At 63.2% G+C, this 15069-nt stretch carries 15 protein-coding genes; 6 read left to right on the plus strand and 9 right to left on the minus strand.

Annotation, left to right across the window (positions count from 1 at the left end; all coding sequences use genetic code 11):
- Positions 1–390: 390 nt before the first annotated feature.
- From rfbB to QZX93_RS21645, 6 genes are all read left to right on the plus strand, one after another.
- Positions 391–1449 carry a dTDP-glucose 4,6-dehydratase gene (rfbB, locus tag QZX93_RS21620; RefSeq protein ID WP_295387063.1) on the plus strand — a complete coding sequence of 353 codons (1059 nt, stop codon included), beginning with the start codon at positions 391–393 and terminating at the stop codon, positions 1447–1449.
- A 15-nt stretch (positions 1450–1464) separates the two neighbouring features.
- Positions 1465–2349, plus strand: a complete 885-nt coding sequence (gene rfbA / locus QZX93_RS21625) for a glucose-1-phosphate thymidylyltransferase RfbA (RefSeq protein WP_295387061.1) — start codon at positions 1465–1467, stop codon at positions 2347–2349.
- The gene (gene rfbC / locus QZX93_RS21630; protein ID WP_295387057.1) at positions 2346–2915 is read left to right on the plus strand and encodes a dTDP-4-dehydrorhamnose 3,5-epimerase; all 570 of its coding nucleotides are present in this window, start codon (positions 2346–2348) and stop codon (positions 2913–2915) included. Before rfbA ends, rfbC begins: the two co-directional genes overlap by 4 nt.
- On the plus strand, positions 2912–3850 hold the full coding sequence (gene rfbD / locus QZX93_RS21635; protein WP_295387052.1) for a dTDP-4-dehydrorhamnose reductase: 939 nt from the start codon (positions 2912–2914) through the stop codon (positions 3848–3850). Before rfbC ends, rfbD begins: the two co-directional genes overlap by 4 nt.
- Positions 3851–3962: 112 nt before the next feature.
- On the plus strand, positions 3963–6191 hold the full coding sequence (gene recQ, locus QZX93_RS21640; protein ID WP_295387049.1) for a DNA helicase RecQ: 2229 nt from the start codon (positions 3963–3965) through the stop codon (positions 6189–6191).
- Positions 6192–6460: 269 nt separating this feature from the next.
- A complete protein-coding gene (locus QZX93_RS21645; protein ID WP_295387045.1) occupies positions 6461–6802 on the plus strand; it encodes a hypothetical protein in 342 nt (113 codons plus the stop codon).
- 178 nt (positions 6803–6980) lie between these two features.
- Here the strand turns inward: QZX93_RS21645 and QZX93_RS21650 are convergent, their stop codons facing one another.
- The 9 genes from QZX93_RS21650 to QZX93_RS21690 all read right to left on the minus strand — a co-directional run bounded on the left by QZX93_RS21650 (position 6981) and on the right by QZX93_RS21690 (position 14955).
- Entirely contained in the window at positions 6981–7655 is a 675-nt protein-coding gene (locus tag QZX93_RS21650; RefSeq protein WP_295387041.1) for a site-specific DNA-methyltransferase, read from the minus strand.
- A 141-nt stretch (positions 7656–7796) separates the two neighbouring features.
- Entirely contained in the window at positions 7797–7985 is a 189-nt protein-coding gene (locus QZX93_RS21655; protein WP_295387038.1) for a hypothetical protein, read from the minus strand.
- A gap of 114 nt (positions 7986–8099) precedes the next feature.
- Positions 8100–9476 (minus strand): MATE family efflux transporter, encoded by a 1377-nt coding sequence (locus tag QZX93_RS21660; protein ID WP_295387034.1) that lies wholly within the window; start codon positions 9474–9476, stop codon positions 8100–8102.
- Between the two features lie 55 nt (positions 9477–9531).
- Complete coding sequence (locus QZX93_RS21665; protein WP_295387031.1) at positions 9532–9825, minus strand: ferritin-like domain-containing protein; 294 nt, start codon at positions 9823–9825, stop codon at positions 9532–9534.
- A 151-nt stretch (positions 9826–9976) separates the two neighbouring features.
- Complete coding sequence (locus QZX93_RS21670; RefSeq protein ID WP_295387028.1) at positions 9977–10465, minus strand: RES family NAD+ phosphorylase; 489 nt, start codon at positions 10463–10465, stop codon at positions 9977–9979.
- Positions 10462–10872 carry an antitoxin Xre/MbcA/ParS toxin-binding domain-containing protein gene (locus QZX93_RS21675; protein ID WP_295394923.1) on the minus strand — a complete coding sequence of 137 codons (411 nt, stop codon included), beginning with the start codon at positions 10870–10872 and terminating at the stop codon, positions 10462–10464. Before QZX93_RS21675 ends, QZX93_RS21670 begins: the two co-directional genes overlap by 4 nt.
- Before the next feature lie 209 nt (positions 10873–11081).
- A complete protein-coding gene (locus QZX93_RS21680; RefSeq protein WP_295387023.1) occupies positions 11082–12095 on the minus strand; it encodes a UDP-glucuronic acid decarboxylase family protein in 1014 nt (337 codons plus the stop codon).
- A gap of 107 nt (positions 12096–12202) precedes the next feature.
- Positions 12203–12418, minus strand: a complete 216-nt coding sequence (locus QZX93_RS21685) for a hypothetical protein (RefSeq protein WP_295387021.1) — start codon at positions 12416–12418, stop codon at positions 12203–12205.
- Between the two features lie 146 nt (positions 12419–12564).
- Entirely contained in the window at positions 12565–14955 is a 2391-nt protein-coding gene (locus QZX93_RS21690) for a site-specific DNA-methyltransferase (RefSeq protein ID WP_295387018.1), read from the minus strand.
- Positions 14956–15069: the final 114 nt, after the last annotated feature.

Raw genomic sequence — 15069 nt, forward strand, 5'->3', positions numbered from 1 at the left:
CCGCAAATGCTCCGACGGGTTCCGTGATATCAAAGATCAGTTTATTCGGCATGACCTGAGCCTTGGGCAATGGAACTACGTTGTTGACCCCAACGGGTTCTCTTGATAAAAGTGTTTAAGTTATTTTTGAATCGTTACTTAGGGACTGAATCGACCCGGCTGGGGTCGCCGGAGCGCCCCCTCCCGGGAACCTGAGTTCCCGATTCTCCCGGTTTAGGGCGTCGCGGTAAATCCCCCGCGACGCGCCGCTCGCCGCGTCGCTGTTCCTGCGCCGCGTCGCTCGACGCGGTATCATCGCTGCCCTTGAGGGCGGCGGCGCACACCCCACCCGCTCAACCGGGCGCGGCACCCGTGCGGTTCGCGTCATACTCCACTCGAAGGGTCTTGCCCATGCAAACTGTGTTGGTCACCGGGGGCGCCGGCTTCATCGGCGGTAATTTTGTCCATCTGCTGCTGGCCGAAACCCCATGGCGGGTCGTCACGCTGGACCAGTTGACCTATGCCGGTAACCTGGAGACCCTGGCCGACGTGCTCGATGATCAGCGTCATGTGTTCGTCCAGGGCGATATCGGCAACGCGGCCCTGGTCCGGCAACTGCTCACCGATTACGCCGTCGACACGGTGGTGAACTTCGCCGCCGAGAGCCATGTGGACCGCTCCATCGACGGGCCGGCCGCCTTTATCGCCACCAATGTCGTGGGTACGTTCAACCTGCTGGAGGAGGTCCGTGCCTACTGGGGCAAGCGCGATGAGCCGGCGCGCCGGGAGTTGCGCTTTTTGCACGTCTCCACCGACGAGGTCTACGGGTCCTTGGGGACGGCCGGGCGCTTTACCGAGTCCACGCCCTATGCCCCCAACTCGCCCTATGCGGCATCCAAGGCGGCCTCCGATCACCTGGTACGGGCATGGTTCCACACCTATGGCTTGCCGGTGTTGACCACCAACTGCTCCAACAACTACGGTCCCTACCAGTTCCCTGAGAAGCTGATCCCGCTGATGATCCAGAAGGCCCTGCGGGGCGAGCCGCTGCCGATCTACGGCGACGGTGGCAATGTCCGGGACTGGCTCTATGTCACCGACCATTGCCGTGCCATCCTGCGGGTGCTCGCGGCAGGCACCCCGGGCGAGGTCTACAACGTCGGCGGTGACGCCGAGCGGACCAACCTCCAGGTCGTCGACATCCTGTGCTCGCTGTTGGACGAGCTGGTGCCCGACTCCCCCCACCGCCCCCACGTGGCGCTCAAGTCGTTCGTCACCGATCGGCCCGGCCATGATCGGCGCTATGCGATCGACGCCGGCAAGCTCCGGCGTGAGTTGGGTTGGGTACCGCAGGAAACCTTTGAGAGTGGGATGCGCCGCACCGTCCAATGGTACCTGGAGCACGCCGACTGGTGTGGCCGGGTGCTGGATGGGACCTACCGCGGCGAGCGTCTGGGCACGAGCCGCTGAATCGGAGCGAAGGACATGAATCGCAAAGGCATTATCCTCGCCGGGGGCTCCGGCACCCGGCTCTACCCGATCACCCGGGCGGTCAGCAAACAACTGCTGCCGATCTATGACAAGCCGATGATCTACTACCCCCTGTCCACGCTGATGCTGGCAGGGATTCGCGACATCCTGATTATCTCCACCCCGCGCGATCTACCGCTGTTCGAGTCGCTCTTGGGTGACGGGTCGCAGTGGGGCATCCGGCTCTGCTATGCCGAGCAGCCCGCACCCGGTGGCCTGGCCCAGGCCTTCTTGATCGGCAAGGACTTTATCGACAATGACCCCAGTTGCTTGATCTTGGGGGATAACATCTTTTACGGTCAGGGGCTGGGGGAGCAGTTGCGGGCGGTCAGTGCCCGGGAGTCGGGGGCCACGGTCTTCGGCTATTGGGTGGCGGACCCGCAGCGTTACGGGGTGGCCGAGTTCGACGGTGTCGGCAACCTGGTCGACCTGGTGGAAAAGCCAGTGGCACCCAAGTCCAACTGGGCGGTCACCGGGCTGTATTTCTACGACAGCCGGGTGTGCGACCTGGCTGCGGACCTGTCACCCTCGCCCCGCGGCGAGCTGGAGATCACCGACCTCAACCGGCTGTATCTGGAGCGGGGCGAGCTCTCCGTCCAGCGCATGGGGCGCGGCACCGCCTGGCTGGACACCGGTACCCACGAGTCGCTGATGGATGCCGGGGCCTTTATCGAGACCATCGAGAAGCGCCAGGGTCTCAAGATTTGCTGCCCGGAGGAGATCGCCTTCTCTAACCGCTGGATCGATGAAGACCAGTTCCGGACGATCGCCGAGGAGCTGCGCAAGAGCGGCTATGGCGAATACCTGCTCGGGTTGCTGAATCGGGGGTGGGGCGCATGAAGGTCATCGCTACCCGGCTGCCCGGGGCGCTCATCATCGAACCCAAGGTCTGGGGCGATGACCGCGGCTTCTTCCTGGAGACCTACCGCGCGAACCGCTATGCCGCGCTCGGCCTCGCGACGCCCCTGGTGCAGGACAACCTGTCCTCATCCCGGCGCGGGGTACTGCGCGGCCTGCACTGCCAGCATCCCCGGGCCCAGGGCAAGCTGGTGCAGGTGTTTGCCGGTGAGGTGTTCGACGTGGCGGTGGATGTGCGTCGCGGCTCACCGACCTTCGGCCAGTGGGTGGGGGTCGCCCTGACGGGCGAGAACCGGCGCCAATTTTGGGTCCCGGCCGGCTTCGCCCACGGTTTTCTGGTGACCAGCGAGACCGCGCTGTTCGGCTACAAGTGCTCCGATTACTATAACCCCGAGACCGAGTTCAGCGTGCGCTGGGACGACCCGGCGATCGGCATCGACTGGCCCCTGGACCAGGTCGCGCCCGAACTCTCCCCCAAAGACCAAGCGGCCCCCTGCCTGTCGGAGATCCCGGCCGAACGGCTGCCCGCCATCGAGGACTATCCATGACCCAGCACCCCCCGGCCTCGGATCGCACTGACCGCCCGCGGCCCAAAATCCTGTTGATCGGCGCCAACGGCCAGGTCGGTTGGGAACTGCGGCGCACCCTGGCGGGTCTGGGCGAGGTGGTTGCCGCCTCCATCGAGGGCGGCTACGGCCCCATCATCGATCTGCTGGACCATGGCCTGCTGGCCCAACTGGTGGCAGACACCCAGCCGGACGCGGTGGTCAACGCCGCCGCCTACACCGCCGTGGACAAGGCCGAGACCGAGCGCGACATCGCGCGGCGTATCAATGCCGATGCGGTGGGCGAACTGGGCCGGCTGCTCGCCGAGCGCGGCACCCCGATCATCCACTATTCCACCGATTTCGTCTTCTCCGGGGAGGCCGATCGCCCCTATACCGAGGACGACATCGCCGGCCCCCTGAATGTCTACGGAGAGACCAAGCTCGGCGGCGAACTGGCCTTGCTGGAGTCCGGCGCCCCCTGCCTGATTTTTCGCACCAGTTGGGTCTATGGGGCGCGCGGCGCCAATTTCCTGCTTACTATGCTGCGGTTGCTGAAGGAAAAGGACGAGCTGCGCATCGTCGACGACCAGGTCGGCTCGCCCACCTGGAGCCGGATGCTGGCGGAGATGACCGGGCTGGTACTCTACCGGGTCTTGCGTGGGGACCTGGACCTCAAGCAGGTCGGGGGGCTCTATCACCTGACCGGCGCCGGCGAGGTGAGCTGGTTCGGCTTCGCCGAAGCCATCCTGGAGCGTGCCGGGCTGGAGTGCCGCCTGCTGCCCATCCACTCCAACGACTATCCGGCCCCGGCGCGGCGTCCCGCCTATTCGGTGCTCGATAACCATCGGTTCGAGGAGACCTTCGGGCTCTACATGCCGGATTGGCGCGAGTCGCTGGACCAGTGCCTGGATCTGATCCCCTGCGGGTCCTGTTAGCGATGGCTTTTGGTAACGGCCTTGGCCGTTCCCCCACCCCGCCCTCCCCCAATAGGGGAGGGAGACGTGGACCGCGCTCCCGGCGCGACTTTTGCGGTAACGCGGCTTGGGGATGAACCAACAGCCGCTGGAGGTCTTGAACCGGGTCTTCGGCTACCCGCGTTTTCGCGGCGCCCAGCAGGAGGTGATCGAGCGGGTCTGGGGCGGCGGCGATGCCCTGGTGCTGATGCCGACCGGGGGTGGCAAGTCGCTGTGCTATCAGATCCCGGCCCTGCTGCGGCCGGGCACCGGCATCGTGGTCTCGCCGCTGATCGCCCTGATGCAGGACCAGGTGGACGCGCTGCGCCAGCTCGGGGTGCGGGCCGCCTTTCTGAACTCGTCACTGGCCGGGAACGAGCAGGCGCGGGTGGAGCAGGGGCTGCTGGTCGGGGAGCTCGACCTGCTCTATGTGGCCCCGGAGCGGCTGCTCACCGAGCGTTTTTTGGACCTGCTCGGGCGCGTGACGGTCGCGCTCTTTGCCATCGACGAGGCCCATTGCGTCTCCCAATGGGGGCACGACTTCCGCCCCGAATACATCCAGCTCAACCTGCTGCACGAGCGCTGGCCGCAGGTGCCGCGGATCGCGGTGACCGCCACCGCCGACGCCCCGACCCGGCGCGAGATCGTCACGCGCCTGGCCCTGGAGCAGGCGGCGCAGTTCGTCTCCAGCTTCGACCGGGCCAACATCCGTTATCGCGTGACCGAGAAGGTGCAGGCGCGCCAACAGCTCACGGCCTTCCTGCGCAGCGAGCACCCGGATGACTCAGGTATCGTCTACTGTCTGTCGCGCCGCAAGGTGGAGGAGACGGCGGAGTTCCTGCGCGGGCAGGGGTATAAGGCCCTGGCCTACCATGCCGGCCTGCCCCCCGAGCAGCGGCGCGCCCACCAGGCGGAGTTCCTGCGCGGCGAGGGGGTCATCGTCGTCGCCACCATCGCCTTCGGCATGGGCATCGACAAGCCGGACGTGCGTTTCGTCGCCCACCTGGACCTGCCCAAGAGCCTGGAGGCCTATTACCAGGAGACCGGTCGCGCCGGGCGCGACGGCCTGCCGGCCGATGCCTGGATGGCCTACGGTATCGGCGATGCGGTCGCCCTGCGGCGCTTCATCGAGCAATCCGACGCCGAGGAGCAGTTCAAACGGGTGGAGATGCACAAGCTCAATGCGCTCTTGGGCTTTTGCGAGACGACCCACTGCCGCCGCCAGGTCATGCTCAATTATTTCGGCGAGACCCTGCCGAGCCCCTGCGGCAATTGCGATACCTGTCTCTCGCCGGTGGCGAGTTGGGACGGCACCGAGGCCGCCCGCAAGGCCATGTCCTGCATCTTTCGCACCGGGCAGCGCTTCGGTGTCAACTATCTGATCGAGGTGCTGACCGGCAAGGAGGACGAGCGCATCCGCCGCTTCGGCCATGACCAGATCAGCACCTTCGGGATCGGCCGAGACCTGGACGCAGCGCAGTGGCGTTCGGTCTATCGGCAACTGGTCGCCGCCGGGTTGGTGGCGGTGGACGTCGAGGGGCATGGGGCGCTGCAACTCACCGAGCAGAGCCGCCCGGTGCTGCGCGGCGAGCGCACCCTGCACCTGCGCCGCGACCCGGAGCGACGCCCGGCCAAGGTCAAGGGCGAGGGCCGAGCGGCGCGGGTCGAGACCCCGCTGGACCCGGAGGCGGCGGCCCTGTGGGAGCGCCTGCGTACCTACCGGCGCGAACTGGCGCAGGCGCAGGGCGTGCCACCCTATGTGGTCTTCAACGATGCCACCCTGCGCGAATTGGTGACCTACCGCCCGCGGGACCCGGACGAGCTCAGTCGGATCAGCGGGGTGGGTGTGGTCAAGCTGGAGCGCTATGGCGCCGGATTCCTCGACCTGCTCGCCGCACACGCAACGGTGTACGGCCGTCCGGCCACTGTCCCAACCCTGCCCGAGTCGGCGTTGCGCGCACCCGCGCCTGCGCCCGCCGGTGAGCTCGCGGGCGGTCGCGTCTGGACGGAGGGCCTGAAAGATACCGCGCGCGCGACCCTGGACCTGTTGCGCACCGGTCTCTCACCCGCGCAGATCGCCGAGCGCCGGGCACTGAAGCTTGGCACCATCTATACCCATCTGTCGAACTGTATCGAGGAGGGTGAACTGGCCTTGGGTGAGATCGTCACCCTCAGCGATGATGAACTCCGGGCCATCGAAGTCGCCTTTACCCAGCTGACGGCCGATGCCCCACTCGCCATCAAGCCAGTCTTCGATGCCTTTCAGGGCCAATACGACTATGACCTGTTGCGGTGTGTGCGGGCGGCGATGGGGCGAGCCTAGCGCCGCCCTCTGTGCAATCGCACGCCAAGGACGGCAAATCTGCCGCTGGGGTGGGGATTGTGTGGTTGGAAAAGGCCAGTCGGGATGTTTGAACCTAGAAAAAGCAGGTGTCACGCCAAGGCGCCAGGCTCGCTAAGGTCTTTTAGTCTTATCGGTGCTCGGTGATTCACCCGGCGGGTGATCTGGGCACTGCGCTCATCCCATGGTCTTTCTTGGCGAGCTTGGCGCCTTGGCGTGAGCAATTTCCGGATTTAGGGTGAAATGATTCCATGAACAAGGTTGCGAAGCCGCTCAAGAAATTGCTCCAATTGCACATGGGTCGCGCCTGGGAGGCGGAGCTGCGCGCCGCGCTCGGTGCGCTGGCGGATCGCTTCGATCAGTGGCGCTCCGGCGTCCTGACCACCGAGGACCTGGATAGTGCGGTCCACGAATACCATAACGGCATTGCACGTGAGATCTGGAAACGCTATACCGGCGATGACCCGGCCCTCCCGCTGGCACGCGCGGTCGCGTTGGGCCTCATCGCCCGGGAGTCACTGCCGCCCGAGGTGCTGGAGCGCATCGCACCGTGGTTGGAGACCTTAACCCGGGACACCGGGGAGGACGATTGAGCGCGCGGCCAAAAAGATCGACAATGGTTCCAAACCGGCGAACTGGCCGCCATGGTCTTCTGCCAAGGTTGCTCTTGGCGTTGCGGCTAACGCTGAAAATGCTGCCGGAGAGGCTGAGTGCAGACTGGATCGAAGGTATTCACCGGCCATGAGAGCGCTTTTGCGATTGTCGGTATAATTAAGGTAAGTGGGCGAACCGGGCGGTAAACAATTGGTTCTCACTATCGATCCAAAGTCCGAAAGATAGGTCGGCGTCGGGAAATTTCTCGCCCGCTGCTCTCTTTATGTAGGTTTTGCGCGCGTAGCTGCCCATCCGCGGGGTGCCATTGCGCAAGCGGTCACACGAAACGCTAATAGCGGCCGGAGAGGAATCGATCCCGATCCAGCGCCGCCCGAGACTACCTGCGGCCGTGAGTGTGGTCCCACTGCCAGCATAGGCGTCCAATGCCAACTCATCAGGGTTTGACGACGCTTCGATAATCATTCGTAGCATCTCGATATTTTTTTTTCGGTCGGGTATCCCGTGACGCGTGCATTTTGGTTTTGCGTATCGCGAAAGTCGTTCCATGTGCAAATAGATCGATCCGTCATCGCTCATTAATTTATGGAGCAAAAGAAGCCGGCAGCGTAAAGCCTCCAAATAGGTGGCGCCCCGTGATTGGTCGGAGTATGCCATGCCCACGGTTGCTGATTGGAAGTCGAAGCCGGTTGCGTAAGGTGGATCGATGTAGACGAGTTTCACCTGTTTCGCAACAGAAAGATCTGCGGTGAGTGTTCGTAATACGCTCAGGTTATCGCCGGCGATCAGCCGGTTATCATGAATTGGCATCCCATATTGCTGTTTCTGGATCAAGCTCGCGCAAGGGCCCGTTCAAGATATCTTCGGGGGCGCCTTTTTCGTCATACGAAATACAAAAATCTGTTTGCAAACATGATGGAGCACGTTTTGTAGAGTATGATCCGGTGGCCATCGTTTGCCATGCCTCTTGCTTGTTTATTTCGAGGGTTCATTCTGGGCGGAGATGCGCTGTTTCACGATAGTTGTTATAAGGCTTTTCTCGGAAAGCCAGGCTACAACAATGTTGCGAACCACATCGGCATCTGTTTCACCCAACTCACCTTTCAGGTGTTCCAGCAACTCAATCTGCTTATCAGAAAAAGAAACTTGGATTTTTTTTGACACGGTTGTCTCTTCCTTAGGGAATCTCTAGGCAATCTTACAAGACTCCCACGAAAGGTCAATAGTTCAAGATGATCGGGGCATTCGCGTAGTCTCGCCACACGTTTTATGTGGGTCTCAACTTTGCGGGGGTACTCGCCCCAACTCAATCCGCCGCCAGGCCCCCGAGCGCCAGCGCAGGGCCATCATGGTGCCGAGTGCGGCCACATAGACGAGCAGGGCGGTCCAACCCCCGGCAACACCGAACCCGAATTGCGGCAGCCAGTCCACCCAGCCGGCGCCGGGGGCGAAGGTCAGCATGTGTACCAGCGGCAGGAAGCCGAGCCAGGACAGGGCGAGCGTCATCAGTGCCGGCACCCGCACATCCCCGGCCCCGCGCAGCGCAAAGCCGCAGCCCAGATTGAGCCCGTCGAAGATCTGGTAGGCGGCGCCGAGCCAGATCAGCAGCGCGGCGGTCTGCGCTACCGCCCGCGCGTCGGGGTCCGCCGGGTTGATGAAGAGCGGCATGGACCAGGGGCCGGCCAGTGCGAGCAGCAGGCTCACCAGACCCATGTAGCCCACCGTGAGCTTGATGACCGCGTTGCCCACCCGGCGGGCCCAGTCGCGGTCGCCCGCGCCGATGGACTGTCCCACCAAGGTGGTGCCGGCGCTGGCGATGCCGATGGCCGGCATGTAGGCGATGGAGGTCATCATCATCGTGACCTGGGTGGCCGCGCCCGCGACCGTGCCCAGGTGGACCTGCATGAGCTGGAAGATGCCGGTCCCGATCAGGTCCGCGGCCGGCAACAGGCCCATGGGCAGGCCCAGGGCCAGGGCGCGGCCCATGGGGATGGCCCGCGGCCGCCAGTGACGGTGGCTCGCGAAGTCGCGGCGTGCCTGGGGGCTGAGGAAGATCCACAGGCCCCAGAGCAGGCCGACCGCCTGGGCCGCGGTGGTGGCCCAGGCGATGCCGGCCACCCCGAGGCCGAAGCCGAAGGCCAGGACCTGATTCAAGACCACGTTCGCCAGGCCCACCGCGGTCATCAGGGCCAGGGTGATCCAGGTCCGGCCGATGCCGTTGAAGAAGCTCGTCAGGCACCAGAGCGCGACCCCGAACACGGCGCCGGCGACGCGCGGAAACCAGAAGTCCAGGGCCATCGCCTCGAGTCCTGGCGGCAGTTGCGCGGGGGCCAGCAGCCAGCCGCCGCCGAGCCCGGCCAGGACAAAGAGCGGGCTCATCAGCAGCACCACCCACAGCCCACTCCAGGTGGTCTCCGCCGCCTGCGCGCGTTCCCCGGCACCATAGGCCCGGGCGACCAGGGTCTGGACCGCCATCGCCGCCCCGCCAAACAGCAGCACAAAGACGATTGCGAACCAGAAGACCGCCCCGACGGCGGCGGTCGCCTCCGCCGAGATCCGGCCCAGAAACCAGGTGTCGGTGAGATTCAGCACCGCCTGGATGCCGCTGTTCAGGAACAGCGGGGCGGCGAGTGCGAAGACCGCGCGATAGTCCACCCGGCGCCGACCCTGGCGGTCATGGCGCAGGGCGGGCAGGGTGCGCGGCAGTGCCTCAGGCAGAATGATGGGCGATGGCCTTGTCCGTAAACAGATAGTCCTTGAGTTCCTTGTCGAAGACCGGGTCCTGACGGCGGATCCATTCCAGCAGCATGGCGCCGTGCTCCTTCTCCTCATCCCGGTTGTGGGCCAGGATGTCCCGCAAATCCGGGTCCTTGCAGGCGTCCACCCGCTGGTTGTACCAGTCGACGGCCTCCAGTTCCTCCATCAGTGACAGGATGGCCCGGTGCATGTCCTTGGTTTCCTCGGACAGCTCCTCGATCGGTTCGTGATACCCTTCGTGCGCCATGGCAGAATCTCCGCGTGTGCAGTGGTTGAAGCGACGGGCGCGCGCAACGCGCGTGCCGCATTGTCGGCGTCTGCCGCCGTGCTGGCAATCCGCAGACCAAGCGCGCACCCGGCGCGACTTGCACGGTAAACCTCGACCTCCGGTGCGTGTATCAGGATTGCGCTTGCCCCGCGTCCTTGACGAATCGCCGGTCTAAGGTCAATCGCATCGCATCGCCTACGACCACGGCGGTGGCGTAGTCGGGGTGGGCTGGATTGAGCAGTAAGGTGCGTTCCCCGGGCGTGATGGCACTGGGAACCGACAGCGCCACGGAGGCCGACGCCGCGACCCAGCGGTCGCCGAGCGCACGGGTGGATGCCGGGGCTGGCCAGGCGGCATAGTCCGGGGGCAGGTCGGCCCAGGACTCGCATTCCAGGATGGCCTCTGGCATGACCTCCACGGCGAACCATCGCCAATGCCTGCGCAGCACGTCCTCCGCTTCCAGATGGACGAGGAGTTCGAGCTGGGCCAGGGAGAGTGACTGCGCCGTGTAGACCATCGCCACCCCCGGCGAATTCCAGCGGCCGCCATAAAGGCGCGCCCCCTCCCCGGTAAAGGCGGACCCCGCAAACGCCTCATCGACCAGGCGGAACCATCTCAAGAAAAGACCCCGTGGCGCAGCCGGCCGATCAACTGCTCCACCTCACGCGCCCCTACCTCGGTGTCCGCATACGCCAGTGGGCTCTGCCCGGCCAGCGCGGCCTGCGGCGACTTGAGCCAGTCACGGGCGCGGTCGCCGTCGCGCAGCAGTTCGGTTGCCAGGGCCAACAACCGCTCGATCCGCAGCACCCGCTCCGACTCCAGTGAGTCCAGCCGTCCGGCGCGCCGGCGTCTGGCCAAGGTCCGCCCCGGTATCCCGGCCACGCCGGCGATTTCTTGCAGCGACAACTCCAGTCGGCGCCGTAAAGTCTCCAACTCGGCAAAGGGCAGGCCGGCACGCACCCGCTCGACCAGTTGCGCGGTCGGTGTGCGCAGGACGCGCAGACCATCTGCAGGTTGATCGGCCATCTGGCCTTCCAGCGGCATCGCAATACTCACCATGGTTGAATTTCCAGTCGATCAAGTCATATGGCTTGATATTATGCGCCACTTGGCAGTAAGACAACTGGGCCGGAGGATGCCCGGGGGTGGTCAAGCTCGGCGCTGCCGCTGGCGCAGATACCTCGGATTTTTCGGGGACTCACGCTAACACGGCGCCAGTTGACTGCCGGTCGGTGTCAGTCGCCGATCCTCTCGCCCTGGGCGTGCAGCAGCGCCGCGAAATAGGGAATCGTCTTCTCCAGTCCCTGTTCGAGCGCGATCCTGGGCTCCCAGTTGAGCTGTTGTTGTGCCAGGGTGATATCCGGTCGGCGTTGGGTCGGATCATCGCTGGGCAGCGGCTCGTAGGTGAGGCGGGAGGTTGAGCCAGTCATCGCGATGACCTTTTCCGCGAGTTGCTTGATGGTAAACTCGGTGGGATTACCAAGGTTCACCGGGCCGGTAAAGTCATCCGGTGAGTCCATCAGCCGCACGAAGGCCTCGACCAGATCGTCAACGAAGCAGAACGAACGGGTCTGCGCCCCATCGCCGTAAATGGTGATCGACTCGCCCTTGAGCGCCTGGACAATAAAGTTCGATACCACCCGCCCATCGTTGAGGTGCATGCGCGGACCATAGGTGTTGAAGATGCGTGCCACCTTGATGCGTAAATTGTTCTGCCGACGGTAATCGAAGAACAGAGTCTCGGCGCAGCGCTTACCTTCGTCATAACAGGAGCGGCGGCCGATGGGATTCACGTGGCCCCAGTAGTCTTCGGTCTGCGGATGGACTGCCGGGTCGCCGTAGACCTCGCTGGTCGACGCCTGAAATACCTTGGCCTTGATACGTTTTGCGAGCCCCAGGACATTGATGGCGCCGTGGACTGAGGTCTTGGTGGTCTGCACCGGGTCGCGCTGGTAGTGGATCGGCGAGGCCGGGCAGGCCAGGTTGTAGATCTCGTCGACCTCGACATAGAGTGGAAAGGTGACGTCGTGCCGCATGAGCTCAAAATGCGGATTGCCGATCAGGTGGGCGATATTGTCCTTGGCGCCGGTGAAGAAGTTATCCACGCACAGCACGTCGTGCCCGTCGGCGACCAAGCGGTCGCATAGGTGTGAGCCGAGGAAGCCCGCGCCGCCGGTGACCATGATCCGTTTGCGCAGGGCGTATTGTGCGTATGGTGTGTGGGGTGCATTCGTGATGGGTGTATTCATGAGGGGCTAATTGCAGTCAGGGTGGTTGATGTGATCCGGACTGAGTGTCACCTGAAACGGCGCCTGCCGGAGCTGAAAGAACTCGAGATACATTTTAGTTTACATCACTACCCTTTTCTCGCATTCAGGAATGGCATGAGGGCTTCATCGTGGGGAAAGATCGTCCATTTGTCCCAGGGGTACTCCAAGGTACGCGCAAGCTTGTGAAAGCCCAAGCCGAGGTTAGTCGGGTTGAGCTGCATATCGAACGCAGCGGTCTTGACGGCCTTTTGCTCCTCACCCGTCAGGCGGGCGAGGCGGTCGGCGAAGGTGTCGGCGATCATGGTCATTCAATCCCGCGTGCTGGCTGCCACGCCCCGGCGGGCCGCCGGAGCGGCCAAGGCTGCATTCCCACGCTGGAGCGTGGGAACGAGATGACGCTGGAGCGGGGGAACGAGATGAAGTGTGGGAATGAGGCAATGTGTCGCCATCAAGCCACCCGAAAGACCTTCATGACCTCATCGCCAAGGTGATTGATGACCTTGACCGCGATCCGGCCGGACATCGGTTTGGCGAAGGGCCGGGAGGTATCGCTGTTCAGCGTGGCCCACGCCTCCTCGTTGATTTCGGCCTTGAGGGTGGTCTTCAACGCCTTGTAGGGGTCGGCGGCGCCCAGGAAGTAGGCGTGGCGCACGAAGAAGCTCTCCTCGTTGTAGTCGGTGTCGATGAACCAGCAGGCGATGCCCGCGGGGCCGTCGCTGCGGACCTCGCCGGTGCTGGGGTGGAAGACATCCACGCCGTTGATCTTGATCCGGACCTGGCCGTCCGCGGCGGGCAGGATCGCGATGTCCGGCTCGCCGAAGATCACGAACAGGTTGCCCTTGCCGGTGGTCTTCAGGTCCTCGGCCATGTGCAGGTCGGCGTTCATCCGCGCCTTGAGCACCGGGATGCGGCCGAGCTTGCTGAACTCGGTGGCATGGGCCTCATAATTGAAGGCGCAGGCAATCAGCAGATCGAAATCGGCATCGCCGGCCTCGCGGGCGGCGGTGACCAGGTCGGGGCGGGTGACGGTGCCGAACTCCGGGCCGATGAAAAGCGCTGCACGATGTTCATTAATTAAAGTCGATGTGTCTGAGGGTTGGGCGCTTGGGTCTTCGCCGTCGTGGGTGACAACATATCTCCCTTCGGCGCAGATCAGGTCGCCGGGCCAGGGATTGAGTGAGGTGAAGGCGATCCGGTCTTCCTTGTGGGCCTGCTGTACCCCGGCCACCTTCAGATTATCCAGGATCATCTGGGGGAAACTCAGTCGCTCGCTGTAGCCGGCATCCGGATCGGCCACCTGCTTCTCGTTGGGGTCAATCAGTTCGTCGTTCTCATCGACGCCCAGCACGCGGTGAGGGGACAGACTCTCGACGGTGAAGGGGCCAGCGACTCGGACCTTCTTATTATCGGTGTACGGCTTGTCGTAGAGGTACTCTGAATCGGCCTTGGCGGAAATCGATGCGTCGATCGCTTTTTGGCGCTCGTTTCTCTCGCGCCAGAAAGTAGTGATCAGTGCGTGAGTCGATACCGGCCAATCAGTCGGCGGTTCGCGCGGTATCTCCCGCTCGGCGAGGACTCCTTTACGACCACTGAGCGCTGAAAGTTGCTCGCGCAGTGGCGCGAGCATTTGCTCGTGACGCTCCCAGATGGTGTCGATCTCGGTGTTGTTGGCGATGGACTTGAGCGTAATATGCGGGACGCGCTCATAGACGAAGCCGTGGCGGAGATCGCCGCGGATGGGCTGGGAGGAGGGGGTGGCGCGACTAAGCTGCGCCTCCTTCATCTGACCTTCGCGCGAATCGGCGAGCAGGTAATAGGGATAGCGCGCACCCATGATGCGGGCGCGGGCCAATGCCAGCGCCACACGCGAGGTATCGATGGTGATCCAGCGGCGGCCCCATTGCTCGGCGACATAGGCGGTGGTGCCGGAGCCGCAGGCGGGGTCGCGGACCAGGTCACCGGGGTCGGTGGCCATTAGAAGGCAGCGTTCTATGACTTTCGCATTTGTCTGAACAACGTATATCTTGTCGTCCGTGAAAGCGCCGGTTTGAGTGTCGGTCCAGAGATTGCTGAACTTGGAGACTGCGAAGTCGTCGAGGAATCTGACGTACTGAACAGACCGAGGGGTTGGGCTTGCTACCCGCTCGGCCCTAAGCATTCGTTGCATTCCCAGTTGATTGGTTTTCCAGTATCGGCGGCCGGGGCGGAAAGTCAATCCGCAGTATTCGACAGGGAAAGCCGAATTTTCTCCGCCGCTTTGAGACGTGAGATTATCATTACGATAGACTAACACTCCCTGTGCAAGAGCAGTAGCACCAGAGCGCTCGTCCGCAGTCATCGATCGTCTGTTGAAAGGCTCCAATTGAACCCGTCGGTAGCGCCCTCCAAGGTCGTCAGCTAGTCCTTTCGTCTTATATAGCTCGCGATATTTTAGCGTGTCCTTGCTTCTGGTATACCAAAGTAGAAAATTACATGAGGAATCTAGGAACTGCTCACCAAGTCCGGTGGTAGTCCGAAAGGAAATCACTGAAACAAAATTATCGTCTCCGAACACCGCATCCATTAGAACCCGCACTCGATGAACATTCTCATCCCCAATCTGCACAAAGATCGACCCGGAATCCGTCAATAAATCCCGCGCCGCCGTCAGCCGATCACGCAGATAGGTCAGATAAGAATGAATGCCATCCCGCCACGTATCCCGAAACGCCTTGACCTCTTCCGGTTCGCGGGTGATATGGCTGACATTGCCGTCCTTCACGTCCCGGCTGGTGGTGCTCCACTGAAAATTGAGCTGGCTCGCACGCTCTAGGTAACGATTCAAAAATAACTTAAACACTTTTATCAAGAGAACCCGTTGGGGTCAACAACGTATTTCCATTGCCCAAGGCTCAGGTCATGCCGAATAAACTGATCTTTGATATCACGGAACCCGTCGGAGCATTTGCGGCCG

It is taken from the genome of uncultured Thiodictyon sp. (assembly GCF_903946935.1).
Lineage (GTDB): Bacteria > Pseudomonadota > Gammaproteobacteria > Chromatiales > Chromatiaceae > Thiodictyon.

Coding starts and splice junctions, on each gene's coding strand:
- rfbB (WP_295387063.1), top strand. CDS start 391: ATGCAAACTGTGTTGGTCACCGGGGGCGCCGGCTTCATCGGCGGTAAT.
- rfbA (WP_295387061.1), top strand. CDS start 1,465: ATGAATCGCAAAGGCATTATCCTCGCCGGGGGCTCCGGCACCCGGCTC.
- rfbC (WP_295387057.1), top strand. CDS start 2,346: ATGAAGGTCATCGCTACCCGGCTGCCCGGGGCGCTCATCATCGAACCC.
- rfbD (WP_295387052.1), top strand. CDS start 2,912: ATGACCCAGCACCCCCCGGCCTCGGATCGCACTGACCGCCCGCGGCCC.
- recQ (WP_295387049.1), top strand. CDS start 3,963: ATGAACCAACAGCCGCTGGAGGTCTTGAACCGGGTCTTCGGCTACCCG.
- QZX93_RS21645 (WP_295387045.1), top strand. CDS start 6,461: ATGAACAAGGTTGCGAAGCCGCTCAAGAAATTGCTCCAATTGCACATG.
- QZX93_RS21665 (WP_295387031.1), bottom strand. CDS start 9,825: ATGGCGCACGAAGGGTATCACGAACCGATCGAGGAGCTGTCCGAGGAA.
- QZX93_RS21675 (WP_295394923.1), bottom strand. CDS start 10,872: ATGGCCGATCAACCTGCAGATGGTCTGCGCGTCCTGCGCACACCGACC.
- QZX93_RS21680 (WP_295387023.1), bottom strand. CDS start 12,095: ATGAATACACCCATCACGAATGCACCCCACACACCATACGCACAATAC.
- QZX93_RS21685 (WP_295387021.1), bottom strand. CDS start 12,418: ATGATCGCCGACACCTTCGCCGACCGCCTCGCCCGCCTGACGGGTGAG.